At 53.0% G+C, this 17,400-nt stretch carries 16 protein-coding genes; 4 read left to right on the forward strand and 12 right to left on the reverse strand.

The annotated features are described in order from the left end of the window. Window positions 1-216: 216 nt before the first annotated feature. The 5 genes from EK22_RS05495 to EK22_RS05515 all read right to left on the reverse strand — a co-directional run bounded on the left by EK22_RS05495 (window position 217) and on the right by EK22_RS05515 (window position 6,256). Window positions 217-2,031, reverse strand: coding sequence for an EAL domain-containing protein (locus tag EK22_RS05495; RefSeq protein WP_036248807.1), 1,815 nt, complete (start codon window positions 2,029-2,031; stop codon window positions 217-219). A gap of 299 nt (window positions 2,032-2,330) precedes the next feature. Continuing rightward, window positions 2,331-3,323, reverse strand: coding sequence for a zinc-dependent alcohol dehydrogenase family protein (locus EK22_RS05500; protein WP_036248810.1), 993 nt, complete (start codon window positions 3,321-3,323; stop codon window positions 2,331-2,333). A 107-nt stretch (window positions 3,324-3,430) separates the two neighbouring features. Continuing rightward, entirely contained in the window at window positions 3,431-4,585 is a 1,155-nt protein-coding gene (locus tag EK22_RS05505; protein ID WP_036248813.1) for a type III PLP-dependent enzyme domain-containing protein, read from the reverse strand. After that, window positions 4,585-5,193, reverse strand: coding sequence for a 5-formyltetrahydrofolate cyclo-ligase (locus EK22_RS05510; RefSeq protein ID WP_036248816.1), 609 nt, complete (start codon window positions 5,191-5,193; stop codon window positions 4,585-4,587). The genes EK22_RS05505 and EK22_RS05510 overlap by 1 nt, the downstream gene beginning before the upstream one ends. Before the next feature lie 52 nt (window positions 5,194-5,245). Then, on the reverse strand, window positions 5,246-6,256 hold the full coding sequence (locus EK22_RS05515; RefSeq protein WP_020157848.1) for an isocitrate/isopropylmalate dehydrogenase family protein: 1,011 nt from the start codon (window positions 6,254-6,256) through the stop codon (window positions 5,246-5,248). A 136-nt stretch (window positions 6,257-6,392) separates the two neighbouring features. Between EK22_RS05515 and EK22_RS05520 the strand changes: the two genes are divergently transcribed. Together EK22_RS05520 and EK22_RS05525 are read left to right on the forward strand one after the other, a co-directional pair. Then, complete coding sequence (locus EK22_RS05520; RefSeq protein ID WP_020157849.1) at window positions 6,393-7,301, forward strand: NAD(P)-dependent methylenetetrahydromethanopterin dehydrogenase; 909 nt, start codon at window positions 6,393-6,395, stop codon at window positions 7,299-7,301. 56 nt (window positions 7,302-7,357) lie between these two features. After that, window positions 7,358-8,263: an NAD(P)-dependent methylenetetrahydromethanopterin dehydrogenase gene (locus tag EK22_RS05525; RefSeq protein ID WP_036248819.1), complete on the forward strand. Its 906-nt coding sequence runs from the start codon at window positions 7,358-7,360 to the stop codon at window positions 8,261-8,263. 67 nt (window positions 8,264-8,330) lie between these two features. Here the strand turns inward: EK22_RS05525 and EK22_RS05530 are convergent, their stop codons facing one another. Next, the gene (locus tag EK22_RS05530) at window positions 8,331-8,975 is read right to left on the reverse strand and encodes a response regulator (protein ID WP_020157851.1); all 645 of its coding nucleotides are present in this window, start codon (window positions 8,973-8,975) and stop codon (window positions 8,331-8,333) included. Window positions 8,976-9,541: 566 nt separating this feature from the next. On the opposite strand from EK22_RS05530, the gene EK22_RS05535 reads away from it, so the two are divergent. Together EK22_RS05535 and EK22_RS05540 are read left to right on the forward strand one after the other, a co-directional pair. Beyond that, window positions 9,542-9,805 carry a PilZ domain-containing protein gene (locus tag EK22_RS05535; RefSeq protein WP_036248821.1) on the forward strand — a complete coding sequence of 88 codons (264 nt, stop codon included), beginning with the start codon at window positions 9,542-9,544 and terminating at the stop codon, window positions 9,803-9,805. Window positions 9,806-9,869: 64 nt separating this feature from the next. After that, complete coding sequence (locus EK22_RS05540; RefSeq protein ID WP_020157853.1) at window positions 9,870-10,265, forward strand: cupin domain-containing protein; 396 nt, start codon at window positions 9,870-9,872, stop codon at window positions 10,263-10,265. A 124-nt stretch (window positions 10,266-10,389) separates the two neighbouring features. On the opposite strand, the gene EK22_RS05545 is transcribed toward EK22_RS05540, so the two are convergent. From EK22_RS05545 to EK22_RS05570, 6 genes are all read right to left on the reverse strand, one after another. Further along, window positions 10,390-11,613: an aminotransferase class I/II-fold pyridoxal phosphate-dependent enzyme gene (locus tag EK22_RS05545; RefSeq protein ID WP_036248823.1), complete on the reverse strand. Its 1,224-nt coding sequence runs from the start codon at window positions 11,611-11,613 to the stop codon at window positions 10,390-10,392. Between the two features lie 10 nt (window positions 11,614-11,623). After that, window positions 11,624-12,580: an NAD-dependent epimerase/dehydratase family protein gene (locus EK22_RS05550; RefSeq protein WP_036248826.1), complete on the reverse strand. Its 957-nt coding sequence runs from the start codon at window positions 12,578-12,580 to the stop codon at window positions 11,624-11,626. Window positions 12,581-12,675: 95 nt separating this feature from the next. Next, on the reverse strand, window positions 12,676-13,857 hold the full coding sequence (locus EK22_RS05555) for a lipocalin-like domain-containing protein (protein ID WP_051961700.1): 1,182 nt from the start codon (window positions 13,855-13,857) through the stop codon (window positions 12,676-12,678). Beyond that, entirely contained in the window at window positions 13,857-16,388 is a 2,532-nt protein-coding gene (locus tag EK22_RS05560; RefSeq protein ID WP_036248829.1) for an FtsX-like permease family protein, read from the reverse strand. Before EK22_RS05560 ends, EK22_RS05555 begins: the two co-directional genes overlap by 1 nt. After that, complete coding sequence (locus tag EK22_RS05565; protein WP_036248832.1) at window positions 16,372-17,070, reverse strand: ABC transporter ATP-binding protein; 699 nt, start codon at window positions 17,068-17,070, stop codon at window positions 16,372-16,374. Before EK22_RS05565 ends, EK22_RS05560 begins: the two co-directional genes overlap by 17 nt. Further along, window positions 17,071-17,262 carry a hypothetical protein gene (locus EK22_RS05570; RefSeq protein ID WP_020157859.1) on the reverse strand — a complete coding sequence of 64 codons (192 nt, stop codon included), beginning with the start codon at window positions 17,260-17,262 and terminating at the stop codon, window positions 17,071-17,073. Window positions 17,263-17,400: the final 138 nt, after the last annotated feature.

Raw genomic sequence — 17,400 nt, forward strand, 5'->3', positions numbered from 1 at the left:
TCAGCAAGCCTCAATCTATCCGTATAACATGAACAATAAATGAATAATACCGTCCGGCCTTTAAAAAACGATTAAATGAACGCCGCTAAAATTATCGTCAGGTTAGAGTGAGCGACAGCATTTCCCTATATAGCGGCCTGACTGCCAGTTAACCGGCAACATGGCCCGCCCTGATAACCGGCTCAAGGAAATTTATTGAGCAAATACTGGATGGGATTAGCTAAAACAGTGGTTCTCGGCCAAATCATGCGTCTGAAAGGCGCTCTGAGCCGACAGTTGCTCGAGAGGTTGGCCAAAAATGCTGCCTTGGCCGTAATTGATACCGATTTCCCTCAAAATTCTGATAGTCTGCGGACATTCAACATATTCGGCAATGGTTTTTTTACCCAGCTTCCGGGCAATCTGCTGCATCGAGCGCACCAGCATTTGGTCCGTTTCATCATTGACCAGATTTTGTATAAATTGGCCGTCGATTTTCACATACTCAACAGGGAATATTTTTAAATAGTTAAACGAACAGAAACCGGCGCCGAAATCATCTAATGCGATATGACAACCTAATGCCCGGATCTGATCAATCAGGGATCGGGTCTGTTCAAAATTATCCACTGCCGCCGTTTCGGTGATTTCAAACGTGAGACGGTCGCCGCTGACCCAGGACATATCCAGTTTTTGCCGGATAAAAGCCGCTATCGAATCATCTTGAAAGGCCATGCAGGACAGGTTTATCGCCAGGCGGATATGCGAAAACTCCGGCGGCAGCGAGGATAAGAAATCGATGGCTTTATCGACCACCCAGGCATCAATGCCATGGATAAGCCCCATTCTTTCCGCCACCGGAATAAACTCGCCCGGACTGATAACGCGCTCGCCGCCATCCCTCATTCTGATCAGGACTTCGTAATGGGATATTTCGCCGTCCAATAAACCGACTATCGGCTGAAAAACAAGAAAGAACTTGTCGTTTAACAAGGCATCCCTGATCAAGGGGACCCAATAAATATCGCGCTGCCTTTCCTTGAAAGCCTGATCGTCCTCGCAATATTGCCATACCCTGTTACGGCCCTTGCTCTTGGCTATCGCGCAAGCCTGGTGCGCTCTTGAAATCAATTCACCGGGATGCTTGACAATTTGAAAGGATTTTAACGAGGCAATGCCGATAGAGGCTGTAATGTGATAGCAGGCATTGGCCATGATAAAGCGAAACTCATCCAGTCTTTTACAAATGTGTTCCGCGATAATACTTGCGTTTTCAATAGTGGTATTTTCCAGATACAGACACAGTTCGTCGGAGCCGACGCGGGCGAACAGGCCTTTTTCGCAAGTGGCCGTTCTGATCATGTTAACCACTTCAATAAGAAGCCGGTCCGCGGCCTCAAACCCCTCCAGATCATTGATCAATCCGAACCGGTCCAGATCGATAAACAGCAGCACGCCATTTTGCTGAAATTTGGCGTGTTTATGCAGCACCAGATAAAGATGCTGCTCAAGATTGCGCCGGTTTAGCAAACCGGTCAGATCATCATGAACGACCAGATATTTCAATCTTGCATCGAGCAGTTTGCGCGTGGTCAGTTCGGTAATCAGTTCTTCTTTCTGCTTATGACGCAGGAAACGCTCATTCTTCAAGACCAAAAGAAACTCAACCAGAATAAGCAATTCGGTCGGCAGGAAGGGGCGGGCAAGCATGTAGAACTGGCATTGGTTTTTTACTGACGCAAGATCACTATTTTTTGACCGATCGCTGACGAGCACAATGACAGGCAAGAAAACCGCTTCGTTCTCGTGCGACAGGTATTTGCGCAATTCCTCGCTCCGAAACTGGGGCAGTTTTTCATCAATAATCATCAATCCCAATTGCTCAGGCTCATATTGATAAGCGCGCAGCATTTCATAAATCCTGTTGCCGTCAATGACAACAGTCAGATTATGAAATCCTCTCGCTTGCAAACATTCCACGGTTTCGGCTCGTGAGTCAGGGTCTGCATCAGCAATAATAATCTTTTGTTGTTTTTGTAAACTGCTCAACATTTTTACCTGCCTTAACACAGAGTTAACTTTTTCTTCTTAATATTTAATATATTTACAACAGATGAAGTTAAGACGATTGAAATAATCAAAAAGCCTGACTGCCGCTATTGTAAAAATTAATATCAAGAATATTTTTCAGTATAAATAAGAAACCTGGAATTCCCATGATATTGCTCATTTATACTGATATTCATTGCCGGTTTTTTATGACCCTTTACAACTGACAATACCCATTATTCAACTGGCGCTTAATTAACAATCGATAAATCTGTTCGGCTTTGATCCTTTAATCAAATCGGTTATATCTCGAGTACAATTTTTCCGGTCATATGCCCTGCCCCGATCAAATGGTGCGCTTCCGATGCTTGATCAAGTCTTAAAAGATGACTGACGTTGACCTGCAAAACACCCTGGTCGAACCATTCGGCACAGCGCTTTAAAATTTCCACGTGTTTTTTCCGCGCGTCGTCCAGGCCTCTTAGCATGGGTGTTAGCATCAATTCAAAACCGATTTTCAAGTTACGCATGCGCGCCTCGGCCAGACTGATCGCGCCGGGATCCAGCAAGGTCACAATCGAGCCGAAATGGGCCGTAGCTTCGATGCTGGCTTTAAAGGCTTCAGGGCCGATCGTATCAAAAACCAGGTCAGCGCCATGGCTCTCGGTCAGGTTGTTGACGCGCTCCAGCAGATCCTCATGCCGGTAAAAAATAACGTCATCGGCGCCCAGGCGACGCACAAAATCGGCTTTTTCCTCAGAACTGACCGTCGTGATGACACGCGCGCCTTTTTGCTTGGCCAACTGTATCGCCACATGTCCCACGCCGCCGGCGCCGGCGTGAATCAAAACCGTTTGCCCCGACTGCAAGCCGCCGCGCTCGAACAGGGCGCCCCATGCCGTAATCAAAACCAACGGCAAAGCCGCTGCTTCCGTAAAAGAAGCGGTCTTGGGTTTCAAAGCCAGCCAACGGTTGTCGATCACCGTATATTCGGCATAATTGCCCTGTTCTTTTCCCAGGCCGCCATTGCAGAACCAGACTTCATCACCGGGCTTAAAGCCCGTAACCTCATCGCCGACAGCAACGATAGTGCCGGCGCCATCGCAACCTAATACCGCAGGCAGTGCATCCGGGTAAAAAAGCCCGTTAGCCCTGACCTTGGTATCAATGGGATTGATGCCGGCGGCTTTAAGGCGGATTTTGACTTGTGCCGGATTTGTTATTTCAGGCTCTGCCATGTCCTGTAAATGCAGAACTTCAGGCCCGCCCACTTCGGTCATTAACACTGCTTTCATTGTCATAACCCCGCTGGTTAAAATTAAAATCTAAAAAACTATTGTCTGTTTTCTCGCGCCTGCTCGCATCGCTTATAACCGACTGGCTTGTTCAAGGCAAACTGTCATCATGAAACAAGCTCATCACTGAGCCATTGGCTACGGTAGTCCCGATAACCATAGTGTTTTAATAAAGTGACGCTTTCTTGCAAAGCTCCATAGACATCAGGCAAGTTATAACCGTTAAAGCGATTGGCTTTAATCAGGCTGTAGGCCCCGACATGTTTAAAAACCACGCGGTCGCCCACTGTCAACGGCTCATTAAAGCGGTAGTCGCCGAATACATCGCCGGCCAGGCAGGTGCAGCCCACCAGCATCGCCGTATGCCCGCCATCCGGCGCATGCTCGTGCAACTCGGGCCGACGCTGATATTCAAACACTTCCGGATTATGATTGACCGACGTATCGAGCACGGCGATGGCTTTGCCGTCGCTGACAAAGGTATCGATCACGGTGGCGATCAGATATCCCGCGCGTCCTACGACCGCCTTGCCCGGTTCGATATAGACTTCGATGCCGAAATCGCTTTTCAGCGAGCGGACCAACTGAACAAACCGGCTATGATCTTCCATCTGGCCGAACAAATAGCCGCCGCCCAAATTCAACCACTCGAGTCTGGCGAATCTTGAGCCCAAACAGGACTGAAGTTTTTCTATCGTTTTAATTAACGGCGCGAAATCCAGCGCCGAAAAAACGGTATGGAAGTGCAGTCCGCTGATCTGCTCGAGACAAGCGGAATGGCATAACGCCTCGATATCGACGCCCAGTTTTGAATACGGCCGACAGGGATCGAAACGCGCGTCCTCAAGAAACGACAGCTTGGGGTTCAGCCTGAGACCGACCGAAGCCTGGGCGCTGGCCGCCGCGCCAAAGCGCTGATACTGATTTAAAGAATTGAAGCTGATATGCGAACACAGGCCGGCCAGTTCGCCGACCTCATCCGGCCTGATGCCGGGCGTGGTCAAATGCAGGCTGCCCCGCCCCGCCAAAACCTCATCGGCGAGCCGCGCCTCAAACAGGGAACTGACCGAAAAGCCGTCTACAAACGGTTTTGCCAGCTCAAGAATAGCGGAAAAAGGCAGAGCCTTGATCGAATATAAGACCTTGCAGCCGCACTGGCGGCGCAATGCATCCAATACTTTCAAGGTATCAATGATCTCGACGGCATCCAGAACAAAAGCCGGCGAAGAGGCAACGCTGTTTTTTAGCGTCTGAACATCCATTAGCGTGACGACGGTCGGGCAGGAGCGGTATAAATCGCTTTTTCCGTAATCACGAAATCCATGGCCACATCATGGGCTTCCATGGCGATCCGATCCAATAACTGGGATTCGTAACACACCCCGACCAAGACGGTATCCGCTCTGACCGATCGCAATAAGCGGTCATAATAACCCGCGCCGTTGCCGAGGCGTCCGCCATGACCGTCAAACGCCACGCCCGGCACGATAATGCAATCGAGCTGTTCCGGCGCAACTTCCCTGCCCGCCTCGCCCCATCGTGATCTGGGCGGCTCCAGAATCCCCCACATGCCGGGCACCAGCTCGGTAAAATGTTCCAGTCGCCACAGGCCCAGTTTATTATGGCCCTGCTCATCCTTAGTACAGTAGGGAATGACGATATGTTTACCGGTTGAGATTTCATGCAAGACGGCCGGTTCGGTCCTGACTTCCGATCGGCAGTGGATGTACCACATCACGGTTTCTGCCTGACGATAAGCCGGCTGCACCATGACTTGGTCACAAATGATCCGGCTGACTGCCTCCTTGTCCGCCTGGGCGTTGCGTGCATCGTAAGCTTTGCGGCGTTGCTGGGCTTTTAGATCATTCATCGTATTTGACTGACAGGGGCGACCTCAGGCCGCCCCCGCATTGGTTAAGAATTTATTGCATGGCGGCAATAATGGCATCGCGCATTTCGGTCGTGCCGGCTTTCGAATTCCGGTTCAAATCCGGCGTGACAAACTCGCCATCGCCGATGACTTTTTCAGTCGCGGCCTTGATGCGATTCGCGGCCTCATGCTCACCCAGATAATTCAGCATCATGACGCCCGCCATGATCACGGCGGTCGGGTTCGCGATGTTTTTGCCGGCGATATCCGGCGCGCTGCCGTGCACGGCCTCAAACAAGGCCGCGTCGCTGCCGATATTGGCACCCGGAATCAGCCCCAGGCCGCCGACCAGACCGGCCGTCAGATCAGAGAGAATGTCGCCGAACATGTTGGTCGTCACGACCACGTCGAACTGAGACGGGTCCATGACCATGTGCATACAGATGGCATCGACGATTTTCTCGTCGCATTCGATATCCGGGTAACGCGCCGCCACTTCCCTGGCCACATCCAGAAACAAACCCGAGGTGTACTTGAGAATATTGGCTTTATGGCAGATCGTGACTTTTTTGCGGCCGTTTTCGCGCGCGTATTTGAAAGCATACTCAACGATACGTTCAGAGCCTTCACGGGTCACAACGGCCAGGCTTTCGGCTATATCCTTCTTGCGGGTCAGAAAGTGCTCCAGCCCCGCATACAGGCCTTCCGTGTTCTCCCTGACAACGACGATATCGACATCTTCAAAACGGGTTTGCGCGCCTTTCCAGGTTTTGGCCGGGCGGACATTGGCATAAAGATCATATTGCTGACGCAAGGCGACATTGATGCTCCTGAAACCTTTGCCGACCGGTGTCGTCAAAGGCCCCTTGAAAGCCACGCGGTTTTTTTCTATCGAGGCCAAGGTTGCATCGGGAATCGGCGTGCCGTGCTTATCAAACGCGGCCATGCCGGCATCGGCTTCTTCCCAATTTATCTTGGCGCCGGACGCATCAATAATCTTGACCGCGGCCTCCATAATGGAAGGACCGATTCCATCACCTTTAATCAACGTCACGTTGTGCATTCATTTCTCCGAACAAATAAAATAGGCCTGATAATACACAGATTCGCCGAGTTTTTAAAATCCAAAAAGCCTGAGGCGGTGTTATTCTGATACTTTTTCTTTTATACTTGCGAGCTAAACACATAAAGGGGATATCATGGAAAAACCATTCATTTTACACATGCTGACCACTGCCAAAAACCTCAGCCCGTTTGACGTCAACATGGCGATGGATGCCGGTTGGGTTTCGGCAGTCCCATATATCAATGTCGAACCCAGCGAAGTTCAGGGACTGGTACAGGACGCCATTTTCTCACGCAGCCAGAAAAACCTGAAAAGAACCGCTATTTTCATCGGCGGCCGCGATACCAAACAAGCCATGGACATGCTGCGAGCGGCCAAACATGCCATGGTACCACCCTTTGAAGTCTCCGTTTTCGCCGATCCCAGCGGCGCATTCACGACCGCGGCCGGCATGGTTGCCGCCGTCGAGCGCGAACTCATGACAAAATTCAACACCACGCTGGCGGATAAAAACATTCTGGCGCTCGGCGGAACCGGTCCGGTCGGCCAGGCAGCCGCCGTCATCGCCGCTCAGGCCGGGGCCCATGTAAGAATTATCGGCCGCCAGCTGGACAAAGCGCAACGGGTCGCCGATATGTGCAGCAACGAGTTCGGCGACGGTAAAATCACCGTCGAAGCCGGCGCCGACGCCGATAAAGCCGAATATATCAAAACCGCGGACGTCGTCTTTGCAACCGGTGCCGCCGGCATTGAATTATTAAGCGCGGAACTGATTGCCTCGGCCCCACAACTGAAAGTGGCCGCCGATGTCAATGCCGTGCCGCCCTCAGGCATCGCCGGCGTTGATGCGTTCCATGACGGCGCGCCCATCCAGGGATCAAGCAGCGGTGCTGTCGGCATTGGCGCGCTGGCCATCGGCAATATTAAATACCAGGCTCAAAACCGCTTGCTGAAAAAAATGATCAGCACCGAAAAACCTGTGTATCTGCATTTCGAGCACGCCTTTGAAGTTGCCAGAGAGTACATTAAATCTAAAACTTAAACCTAATAAGCCGGTTAAACCTTAACTTGACCCGCCCTAATGAAAGAGGATCTCTAATGGAGAAACGCAGCATCATTCACATGCTGGACCCCATGCCAAATAACAGTCCCTTCGATGTTAACATGGCACTGGATGCCGGATTTGATGTGCTTGTGCCCTATAGTAACGTCAAACTGGACAGAGTTTATGGCCTGACTCAAGACGCCATATTCTCGCGCAGTCCGTCAGGGGTTAGACGCACGGGCATTTTTATCGGTGGCCGCGATTTGGGCCTGGCCATGGACATGCTGGACACCTGCAAACAGGCCATGGTCCCGCCTTTTGAAGTGTCCGTTCTCGCCGACCCCAGCGGCGCTTTTACGACAGCGGCCGCATTGGTGGCTTGCGTGGAAAAAGAACTGAAGGCAAAACATGGCAAGGAATTGAAAGACTGCAATGCCATCGTCTTTGGCGGAACCGGTCCGGTTGGCGTTGCCACAGGCGTTATCGCATCTTTGGCCGGCGCCGATACGGCCTTGATCGATCACCTGTCGATCGATACGGCCCTCGATATACCAAAGGAATACAACCGCCGTTTTGGCTGCAACCTTAGAGGCACCTGCGCCAGTTCAGAAGCCGACAAGGCCCGGTTGGTGGCCAATGCCGATATCATCTTTTGTACCGCAAAAGCCGGCATTCAGGTCTTAAGTGCTGACGTTTTGAATGAAGCGAAACGATTAAAAGTGGCGGGGGATGTGAATGCTGTTCCGCCTTTAGGCATAGAAGGCATCAAGCTGAAGGACATGGGAGCACCGCTGGTCCATGCCGTCAATGCACCGGGGGCGGTAGGCGTCGGGGCACTGGCTGTCGGCGATATTAAATATCAGCTACAGCATGAATTATTAAAATCGATGCTGGAAACCGATAAGCCCTTGTATCTTGATTTCAGGGATGCGTTTAACAAGGCCAGAGAGCTTTTGTAATCAGCCCGGGGTTCCCCATGCCTGGCATGGTGGAGCCCTTTTTCCCTACCAACTGTTTTGTTTGCGTTTAAATCAACGCGGAATCAATGTGGCCGAATTTAACCGCCAGGCGCGTCAATTCAACGTCATTTTTTATGTGAAGTTTGTCGTAAAGACGATAGCGGTAAGTATTGACGGTCTTGTCGCTCAATATCAGCATATCCGCCATCTCCTTGATGGTTTTTCCCTGAAGAATTAAAGTCACCACCTCCGCCTCTCGCTGAGACAATTTTGAAAATGGCGATTCACTATTGCCGGACAACCCCTGAAAAGCCAGATTATTGGCAACTTCCGCGCACAGATAGCGCTTGCCTTCCATGACTTTGCGAATTGCGCTCACCATCTCCTCAGCCGAAGACCCCTTGGAAATAAATCCCAGAACGCCCAGCTTGAGTAACTGGCGCGGAATGGGCCCGTCATTATGAACCGATAACGCAATGATTTTGACTTTAGCATCATGCTGCAAAATTCTACGACAGGCTTCCACGCCACCTATCCCCGGCATATTCACGTCCATCAACACGACATCCGGAGACAAACCAACGACCGCATCGACAGCCTCTTCACCGGATTTGGCTACACCGACAACTTTAATATCATCCGCTGCATTCAACAATGCTTCGATACCGGTCCGGACAAGCTCATGATCATCAACAAGCAAAACACTAATCATACTTTTTCTTGTTTTTCAATTAGTTACAAACCAAGCACTTGAACAATAAAAATGCCCTACTTTAAATAATGAAATATTATAGGATAGTAAACAGGCAATATACATACGTAACTTTACCTAGATCCGGATAATATATCTCTTACTCAATTTATTCCCAGTTTCTTACAAATCAATCATCGTATGACTGTAAAGCAGCATTATTACAAAATGATGAAAAATACCACTTGCTTGACAAAAACCATATATCGCCTGCTCTCATAGGCATTTGCCATTCATGTTTTTATCATCATACCTGCAAACAAGGGCTTTTTTCAGTTACTTTTCAAAATAGTAAACTGTTTAAGCCATATTAAATTGATCAAGCTCATTTTTAATATAAAAAGCAGAAGAACAGGGTGTTAATGACACAATTGCAGTCACCTGATCATCAACAAATAAATCCCCTTATTAGTATAGACGATCATATCAAGAAAATCCCTCACTCATAATGGCGGCGAGTGCTTAAAAAATTCATAAATAAAGCTTATACTCTTGAATATTATCTTCCTGACTCAGGATATTAAAGCATGTCAAATACAGAAAATAACCGTCGCCATACGCGCTTGATACATCGCGCAAAAATCCAGTTAAGCAGCGCTGGCGAATCTGTTATTGGCTATACCAAAAATCTGTCCGACAGCGGATTGTTTGTATTTGCAACCTTCAGCACCCCCCTTGCTATCGGCGACATATTGGAAGTTCTGGCGCTGGATATTGAAGATGCCCTGCCTAAGCCGGTTATCGTCAAGCACATTGAACCGGGGACCGGCGTAGGCGTGGAATTCATATAAACCAACCCGTCCAGATTCGCATCAACATAACCGATCCCTTAAGCCATAAAAACGAGGCAAGCTCATGATTAAAACCCAAGTTATAAAATCCGCGCTATTGCTGCCGGCAATAGTTGCAACGATACTCGCCGGCCATATAAACACCGCCTCGGCGGAAGAAAAACCGGCGTTAGGCAGGACCGTTCTGTTGGAAAACCAAGTAGCATCGCCCGGTAAACATATCAATACCCAAGTGATACGTATAACCTTCCCGCCCGCCTTTAAAACCCCCGAACATACGCATGAAGGCCCCGGGCCTCGCTATATCGTCAAGGGCAAATTGAAAGTGATCGAGAAAGGTAGAACCCATATTTATTCCGCTGGCGATGTATTCTGGGAATCCGGCGAATTGATGTCGGTGGAAAATGTTGGAAAAGGGCCGGCCGAACTGATCATTTTCGAATTGACGCCGGCCGATTAAATAACCGCGAGAGGATACCACTTTTACAACGCGCAGACTGGGGCCGGAACTTTGCGGATAGTCGGCACGGCCGGCTTTAAAATTGCCGGCCTGGCCAACCCGGCCTGCACCCCATACCGAAGAGCTACTGATTGAAATCGGCCAGCACGGCCAGTAAATAGTCCAGATCTTTTTCGGTATGATCGGCCGCAACCTGGAATCTGATTTCCTGCTCGCCTTTCGGCACGACCGGATAATTAAGCCCCGTGGCCAAAATCCGGTGCGCGAATAAATGCGCCACCAAAGCCGAGGTTTTTTCCGTGTCCCTGATCAGAACTGGCACGATAGGATGCTCGCCCGGCAAGATTTCAAAATCCAGCCGCTCCAGCCCGGATCTGAGCCGGGCACTCAGTCCGCGCAATCGCTCCAGCATTTCCAAGCCCTCCCGGCTGTCGACAATATCGACCGCCGCCATAGCCGCGGCCGCTTCGGCGGGCGTGATTGGATTCGAATAAATATATAATGGCGCCGTCTCGCGCAAATAAGCAATGACGGCCGAACTCGCCGCCACATAGCCGCCGTTGACGCCGAAAGCCTTGCCGAGCGTGCCGATCAGGATGTCGGCCTGACTGCCGGTATATTCCTCGGTACCGCGTCCGCTCCGGCCGAAGACGCCGACCCCGTGCGAATCATCGACCACCGTGATAATGCCCTCTTCATAGCCGGCTTCATGGCGCCGGCAGCACGCGTTGAGCCTATCGAGCGGCGCATGATCGCCGCGCATACTGAAAATGCCGTCCGTCACCACGCAGACGCGCCTGGCCTGGCCCTTATTGGCATCAAGAAGGCGCTCCAGCGCATCGATATCGGCATGCGCATAGACTTCCTTCCTGACCGGATGCGACAGGCGGATCGCATTGATGATGCAGTTATGGTTCAGCGCGTCGCTGACAACCAGCGTCTGGTCCGAGATCAACTGCGGCAGAACACCCATCATGGTCGCGTAAGCCGCGCTCATGGTCATCGCCGCTTCGCGCCCGTGAAAGGCGGCCAGTCTTTGCTCCAGCGCTACGTGCGGCCGGTAGGTCCCGCTAATAAAGCGCACCGCTCCCGGCCCCGTGCCGAATTGCTCAGCGGCTTCGGCTTCGGCCTTGATCACCCGAGGATGCCCGCTTAATCCCAGATAAGAATTCGAGTTCATGCGCAAGAACGCCTGATCGCCATGGCCCTCCAGAAAATAGCGCGGGCCGAAACCGTCCGCCGGCGCCAGCCTGCCGGTGACGATTTTCTCATGGCCTTTGCGCATACCCTGCTGTTGCAGCTCGGTTAATCGGGCCTTGAATAACGGCTCTATTTTTGTCAGCGACATAAACGTCTCCTCAGCTTTTGTCCAGTTTGACCGCTATCTTCTCCAGCATATCCTTGACCATCTCCGGCAGACCGAAACACGGCCGCCAGCCCCATTCCGCGCGTGCGGCACTGTCGTCCATGTGCCGGGGCCAGGAATCGGCGATCACCTGGCGCACCGGATCGACGCGATAACTGATTGTGAAACCGGGCAGATGCTTTTGAATTTCCCTGGCCAATTGCCCGGGGGTAAAACTCATGGCCGTGATATTGAAGGCATTGCGATGGCGCAGCTTTTGGCTGTCCGCCGTCATCAATTGAATCGCGGCCCCGATGGCATCGGGCATATACATCATGTCCAACTGCGTGTCGGCGTCCAGAAAACAGTCGTAATGCCCGTTTTTGACGGCCTCGTAGAAAATATCCACGGCATAATCCGTCGTTCCGCCGCCCGGCAGCGCGATGTTCGAGATCAGCCCCGGATAGCGCACACCGCGCGTATCGACGCCGAAATGATGGTAATAATAATCACACAACAGCTCCCCTGAGACCTTGGTAATGCCGTACAACGTGGACGGCCGCTGAATCGTGTCCTGCGGCGTGTCCATCGCCGGCGTGCCGGGACCGAAAGCGCCGATGGAGCTGGGAAAAAACACGGCACAGTCATGCACGCGCGCGACCTCCAGCACATTGAGCAAGCCGTTCATATTGATATCCCAGGCCTGCCGTGGCTTTTCTTCCGCGACGGCGGACAACAGCGACGCCAAATGAAAAATCGTATCGATTTGATAATCTTCGACCAGTTGGCGCACGGCCTCGGCATCCCGCACATCGAGACGGCAATAAGGCCCCGACTGCCGCAAGTGACTGAGTGGCGGCCGGCTGTGCCCGGCCGCCACAACATTGGCCGCGCCGAACCGGTTGCGCAGAGCCATTGTCAATTCGGAGCCTATCTGGCCCGTTGCCCCCGTCACTAAAATCTTTTCCATAGCCGTACTCGCTGTTTTTATGTTTTTTACTCATTAGCGGACAGTTAGACTGGTACGCCCAGCATTCGATGCCGCCCTGTGTGTCATTTCATTCCTCATTGATACCCGGTCAGCTCGACATAGCCCTGGCCTGAAATCGGCCTGCCGTTTTTTGTTCCCTTGACGCTGACCGCGCCTTCCCAATACCGGTAACTGACATTGAGCTCCTGATCGTTGATCAGCGGCACAATATCAAGCTCAAGCTTCTGATCGGGTACGCTCAAACGCCACGACGACGGATAACGGATGCTGGAATGCGGACTGGTCCAGCTGTCCACAACCCTGACCTTGGCATCCCGCGCCTTAAGCGGCACTTTAGCATTGTCGGCCTGAACGATGGAACCGGAGCTGTTGCTGTCTATCCTGCCGTCCTTGCGCCTGAGCTGATAAAACATCAGCTCACTGTTATCGGAGAGCTGCAGTGCAAACCAGTCCCAACCGACCTGTTCCTCAGACAGGGAGCTGGTGCTCCATTCCCGATCCATCCAGCTATGGCCCGTTACCGGAAACGCCGCACCGCCGATGCGGACATTGCCCTCGGTCATCAAGCGCGTATAGGAATAATAGTACGACGCGTTGCCCGGCTCATCGCTTTTCCGGCTCAAGCCGTCCTCGCCTTGAAAAACCGGCCCCTTCTGTGTTTGCAGCACGAGATCGACGGCAAATTCGCCGCTTTTTGCCGACAGGCGCAGCGGAAAATCGGCACTGCCCTGGGCTGATGCCGACCAGTCATACAGCCAGACCTGATACCGCAGACCGGAAGCGCCGGCCAGTCCATTGCCGGCCCGACTGAATCGCTCATCGGTATAAAAGCGCTTGTTCTCGACATCGGTCAGGGTCAAATGAGCCATATACATCTGATTGGTCCGCCAGGCCGACTTCGATTCCGGCGCGTCGGGATTCAATGCGAAACGGAAAAACGTCAATTCATAACCGAACCGGCGGCCCTGGGCATTGCGCAGGTTGCCGGTGAAATACCACCACTCGGCCCGGTATTGATTGTGCGGGCCATGATCTTGAGGGAATGAGAACCTGCGCGGTTTCAGGGCCCGAGCAAACCCTCCGTCGTCTTTCGATAACAGTTCGCTGAAGGCGGTGTCTTTTTCCGACGCGGTCTTGCTGAAAGACCGCTCCGCATCAGGCTTGACATCGAACGGAAGCTTGACCGGCGGCCACCAGAAAATCGCCAATAAAACAATCATCAGTATGAGTGCGGCAACAAAAATCCACTTCGCCATTATTCATTCCGTAGTGCTTCAACAGGTCGGGTCCGCGCCATTTTCAACGCAGGCAGGACACCGGCGAATAAAGCCGCGCCAAACGCCAGCGCCAGCCCCTGACAAATAATGGCTACATTAACATGAAACGCCATGGTCCAGCCGAACGAACGCAGGTAGATGACAAAAATCAGCACATACGCGACGATATAGCCGACCGGCACGGCAAACAGGCCTGCCGCCAGTCCCATCAGTCCGGTCTCGCCGGTAATCAGCGCCGTCAACTGTATCGGCGTGATGCCTATGGCCCGCAATACGCCCAGCTGGCGCGTCCGCTCGAACTGCAAGGCCATCAGGGCGCTGAAAACGCCGACAAACGCGATAATCGCCGACAGCCAGCGCAAGGTTTCCGTAACCGTGAACGTCTGCTCGAACAGGTCCATCGAAGCCTGATAAATCGCCTGACTGGATCGTATCGACTGCGGCGCCTTCAGGCTCTGTCCAAGCTGGTCTTCCAGCTGCTTTAAGTCCACGCCGGGCTGGGCGTAAATACCGATGCCCGAATAGCCCAGGTCGGGCCAGTAGCGCTGATAATTCCGCTGGCTCATGGCCAGATGCCCCGGGTCGCTGTAATCGGCATAAACCGCCAGCACTTCAAAAGGCTGTTGGCCCTGTTCCGTGCGCATCATGATCGTCTGGCCGACTTTAACGTCATGATGATACGCATAAGGCTCCGTGACGATGACCGTCTGTTCGCGCTCGAACCGGTCCCAGACCCCGCCGGGCGCCGCCTGCTTGAAAGTAAAACCGCGCCGGGCCCGCGCATTCAGATCAAACACCGAGACTTTGGTAAGCGCCTCATCGGCGATGATGTGCGTGGTCAGCACACTGCTCAGCATTTGCACGCCGGCATGAGCGGCCAGCCTCGCTTTTAACTGCCGATCCCCGGCCGCTCCGGCAATCGATTTCTTCTCGCCCGGCAATGACACATACAGGTCGGCGCGCAACGTACCTTGCAGCCATTCCTGCACGGTCTGGCGAAAACTGCCGATCATCAGATCCATGCCGATGGTCGCCGCGACGGCCATCATCAGCGCCGCAATGGCGATACCGGTGCGGCTGATCTCGGCCGACACCATCCGCGCCGGCAGACGCCCCAAGACCCCTAAAAAGCGCCCGAACACGCGTTCGATCAGGGTCATGGCCAGCAGCGTGAAAACCGGCGTCAACAAGGCGAAGCCGAACAACAACAGGAAAATGCCGAGCAGCCCCGGCATGACGCTTTTACCGGATAACAATGCCAGAGCCAGTCCCGCCGGTATCAACAGCCCGCCCGTCAGCCCCGTTATCCTGACCAGGCGCCGCACGCCCGATTCCAGCCGCGATCTGACCAGCACCGTCATGGGCGGCAGACGCGTCGCCTCCAGGGCCGGCGGCAACACGGCCAGCAACGTCGCGCCCAGGCCCAGCAAAATGCCCTTACCGAGTTGTACGGGCGTCACCCTCAATGCGGCCGCATCGATCCGGAAATAAAACGCGTCGATAGTGCCCGAGATCAGATGCAGCAGGCCCTGAGCCAGCGCCATGCCGAGCACGACACCGATGGTCGTGCCGGCCACGGCCAGCCAGAAAGCCTCGCCGATAATCAACTGAAAAACCTGCCGGCGCGTGACGCCCATGGCGCGCAAGCTGCCGATCAGTTGCCGGCGCTGCACGACCAAAAACGTCATCGTGTTGTAGATCAGAAACAGGCCAACCATTAACGAAAGCAGCCCCAGGGCTTTTAAATTGATCGAAAACGCGCGCGTCATCTCGCGCATGGCCTCCGACTGTTCGCCGGCCGACAGCAGCAGGGCATCGGACGGCAATACCCGGCGTATCTGAGCCAGCGTTTCGGACGCCTCGTCATCGATTAGCGCGTCGATGGAACTGAGCCTGCCGAACAGGCCCAGCGTCTCCTGAGCCGTGGCGATATCAGTAACGATCAAGCCCGATAACGCCTGCTCCGAAATGGCATGTGACGGCGATAGCAGGGCGATGATTTTTAACCGCTGTTCGCCGTTACCGGTCGCGACCATGATTTCGTCATCGACTTTCAGATTCAGTCGCGCGGCTGTCTGCTCGCTGATCAGCACGGTACCGGGCTCGGTGATCAGGCGCGCAAAATAATCCGTGTCGCTGTTTTGTTGTTGCCAGGCCGATCGAAAGGATTTCTCCACGAACGGGTCGACGCCGACCAGCCTGAACCTGTCGTCATTGGGCAAGCCTACATAACCGCTCACGATCGGCGATAACTGCTGTATGCCCTGCTCCACGCGCAGCCGGGTGTAGAGTTTTTCGTCGAGCCCGCCGTTGCCGGCAAGAATTCTGTGCGTTGCCGTTCCCGAAAAGGCCTTGCGCGTCTGGTCGAAGGCGGTCAGCGCGCTTTCCATGGCCAGCTCGATAGCGATCACGACCGCGACGCCCAGGGCAATACCCAGCAGCGCCAGGGCCAGTTGCCAGGGATGCCGCCACAGAAAATTGCGGCTGGCGCGGCTAAGAACCGAACGCATCAGCCGAAACCAATGATCTGTCGCGGATGGAAACAATGCGGTCGGCCTGGCCTATGACCTCCCGACTGTGGGTCGCCATGATTAAGGTCTTGCCGGCTTTCTTGACCAGCGTATCGAGCATTTCCAGCACCTGCCGGCCGGTCTCCAGATCCAGATTGCCGGTCGGCTCATCGGCAAGGATCAGGTCAGGCTCATGAATCAAAGCCCGGGCGATGGCGACGCGCTGCTGTTCGCCACCCGACAGGCGGTCGGGATAGGTATCGTAACGATCCGCCAGACCGAGCTTGTCCAGTAATGCCGCGACTGCATCGCGATCCGCTCGTGTCAGGGGTTTGACCAGTTCCAGCGGCAACAGCAGGTTTTCGCCCACGGACAAGGTAGGGATAAGATTGTAGGACTGGAAGATAAAGCCCAGGTTATGGCGGCGGAACAACGTGCGGTTATGCTCGGAAAGCGCCGTGATCTCGGTGCCGTTGATGATGACGCTGCCGCTGTCCGGAAGGTCGATGCCGCTGATCAGATTCAGCAATGTCGATTTGCCGGAACCGCTGCGGCCGAGCAGCACGAGAAACTCGCCACGGTTTACATGCAGGTTCAGACCGCTGAAAATCCGATGCCGCCTGCCCGACTCCTCATAGCTTTTGCCCAGTTGGTGTATTGCAATAGCCGCTTCTTTTGACATCTAGGCAAGAAAATTATCGTCTCTTTTGGCGAGTTCGGCTTTTTCTTTCTTATCGGTCCGATGCATCAGAACTACGAAATAAAGCGCAAGCCCGAAAAGAATCCAGGCTTTAATGCGAAACAGAAATACCATCTGCGCGAGTAGCGTCGGATGACTGTGTAGATAAACATTTAATGTATCGAAAATTTCCATGAAATTCCCCTTTAAAAGCCTCTTCAAGCCATTTTATAGAACTGATTTTAATCAAAGAATTCAAGATTATTTTGATTAATACAAACTTATGGCGTTAGAATCATGAACTTAGAAAAACCTTGACAAGTCGAAACAGGT

The organism is Methylobacter sp. BBA5.1 (assembly GCF_000746145.1).
GTDB lineage: Bacteria > Pseudomonadota > Gammaproteobacteria > Methylococcales > Methylomonadaceae > Methylobacter > Methylobacter marinus.

Coding starts and splice junctions, on each gene's coding strand:
- EK22_RS05495 (WP_036248807.1), bottom strand. CDS start 2,031: ATGTTGAGCAGTTTACAAAAACAACAAAAGATTATTATTGCTGATGCA.
- EK22_RS05500 (WP_036248810.1), bottom strand. CDS start 3,323: ATGAAAGCAGTGTTAATGACCGAAGTGGGCGGGCCTGAAGTTCTGCAT.
- EK22_RS05505 (WP_036248813.1), bottom strand. CDS start 4,585: ATGGATGTTCAGACGCTAAAAAACAGCGTTGCCTCTTCGCCGGCTTTT.
- EK22_RS05510 (WP_036248816.1), bottom strand. CDS start 5,193: ATGAATGATCTAAAAGCCCAGCAACGCCGCAAAGCTTACGATGCACGC.
- EK22_RS05515 (WP_020157848.1), bottom strand. CDS start 6,256: ATGCACAACGTGACGTTGATTAAAGGTGATGGAATCGGTCCTTCCATT.
- EK22_RS05520 (WP_020157849.1), top strand. CDS start 6,393: ATGGAAAAACCATTCATTTTACACATGCTGACCACTGCCAAAAACCTC.
- EK22_RS05525 (WP_036248819.1), top strand. CDS start 7,358: ATGGAGAAACGCAGCATCATTCACATGCTGGACCCCATGCCAAATAAC.
- EK22_RS05530 (WP_020157851.1), bottom strand. CDS start 8,975: ATGATTAGTGTTTTGCTTGTTGATGATCATGAGCTTGTCCGGACCGGT.
- EK22_RS05535 (WP_036248821.1), top strand. CDS start 9,542: ATGTCAAATACAGAAAATAACCGTCGCCATACGCGCTTGATACATCGC.
- EK22_RS05540 (WP_020157853.1), top strand. CDS start 9,870: ATGATTAAAACCCAAGTTATAAAATCCGCGCTATTGCTGCCGGCAATA.
- EK22_RS05545 (WP_036248823.1), bottom strand. CDS start 11,613: ATGTCGCTGACAAAAATAGAGCCGTTATTCAAGGCCCGATTAACCGAG.
- EK22_RS05550 (WP_036248826.1), bottom strand. CDS start 12,580: ATGGAAAAGATTTTAGTGACGGGGGCAACGGGCCAGATAGGCTCCGAA.
- EK22_RS05555 (WP_051961700.1), bottom strand. CDS start 13,857: ATGGCGAAGTGGATTTTTGTTGCCGCACTCATACTGATGATTGTTTTA.
- EK22_RS05560 (WP_036248829.1), bottom strand. CDS start 16,388: ATGCGTTCGGTTCTTAGCCGCGCCAGCCGCAATTTTCTGTGGCGGCAT.
- EK22_RS05565 (WP_036248832.1), bottom strand. CDS start 17,070: ATGTCAAAAGAAGCGGCTATTGCAATACACCAACTGGGCAAAAGCTAT.
- EK22_RS05570 (WP_020157859.1), bottom strand. CDS start 17,262: ATGGAAATTTTCGATACATTAAATGTTTATCTACACAGTCATCCGACG.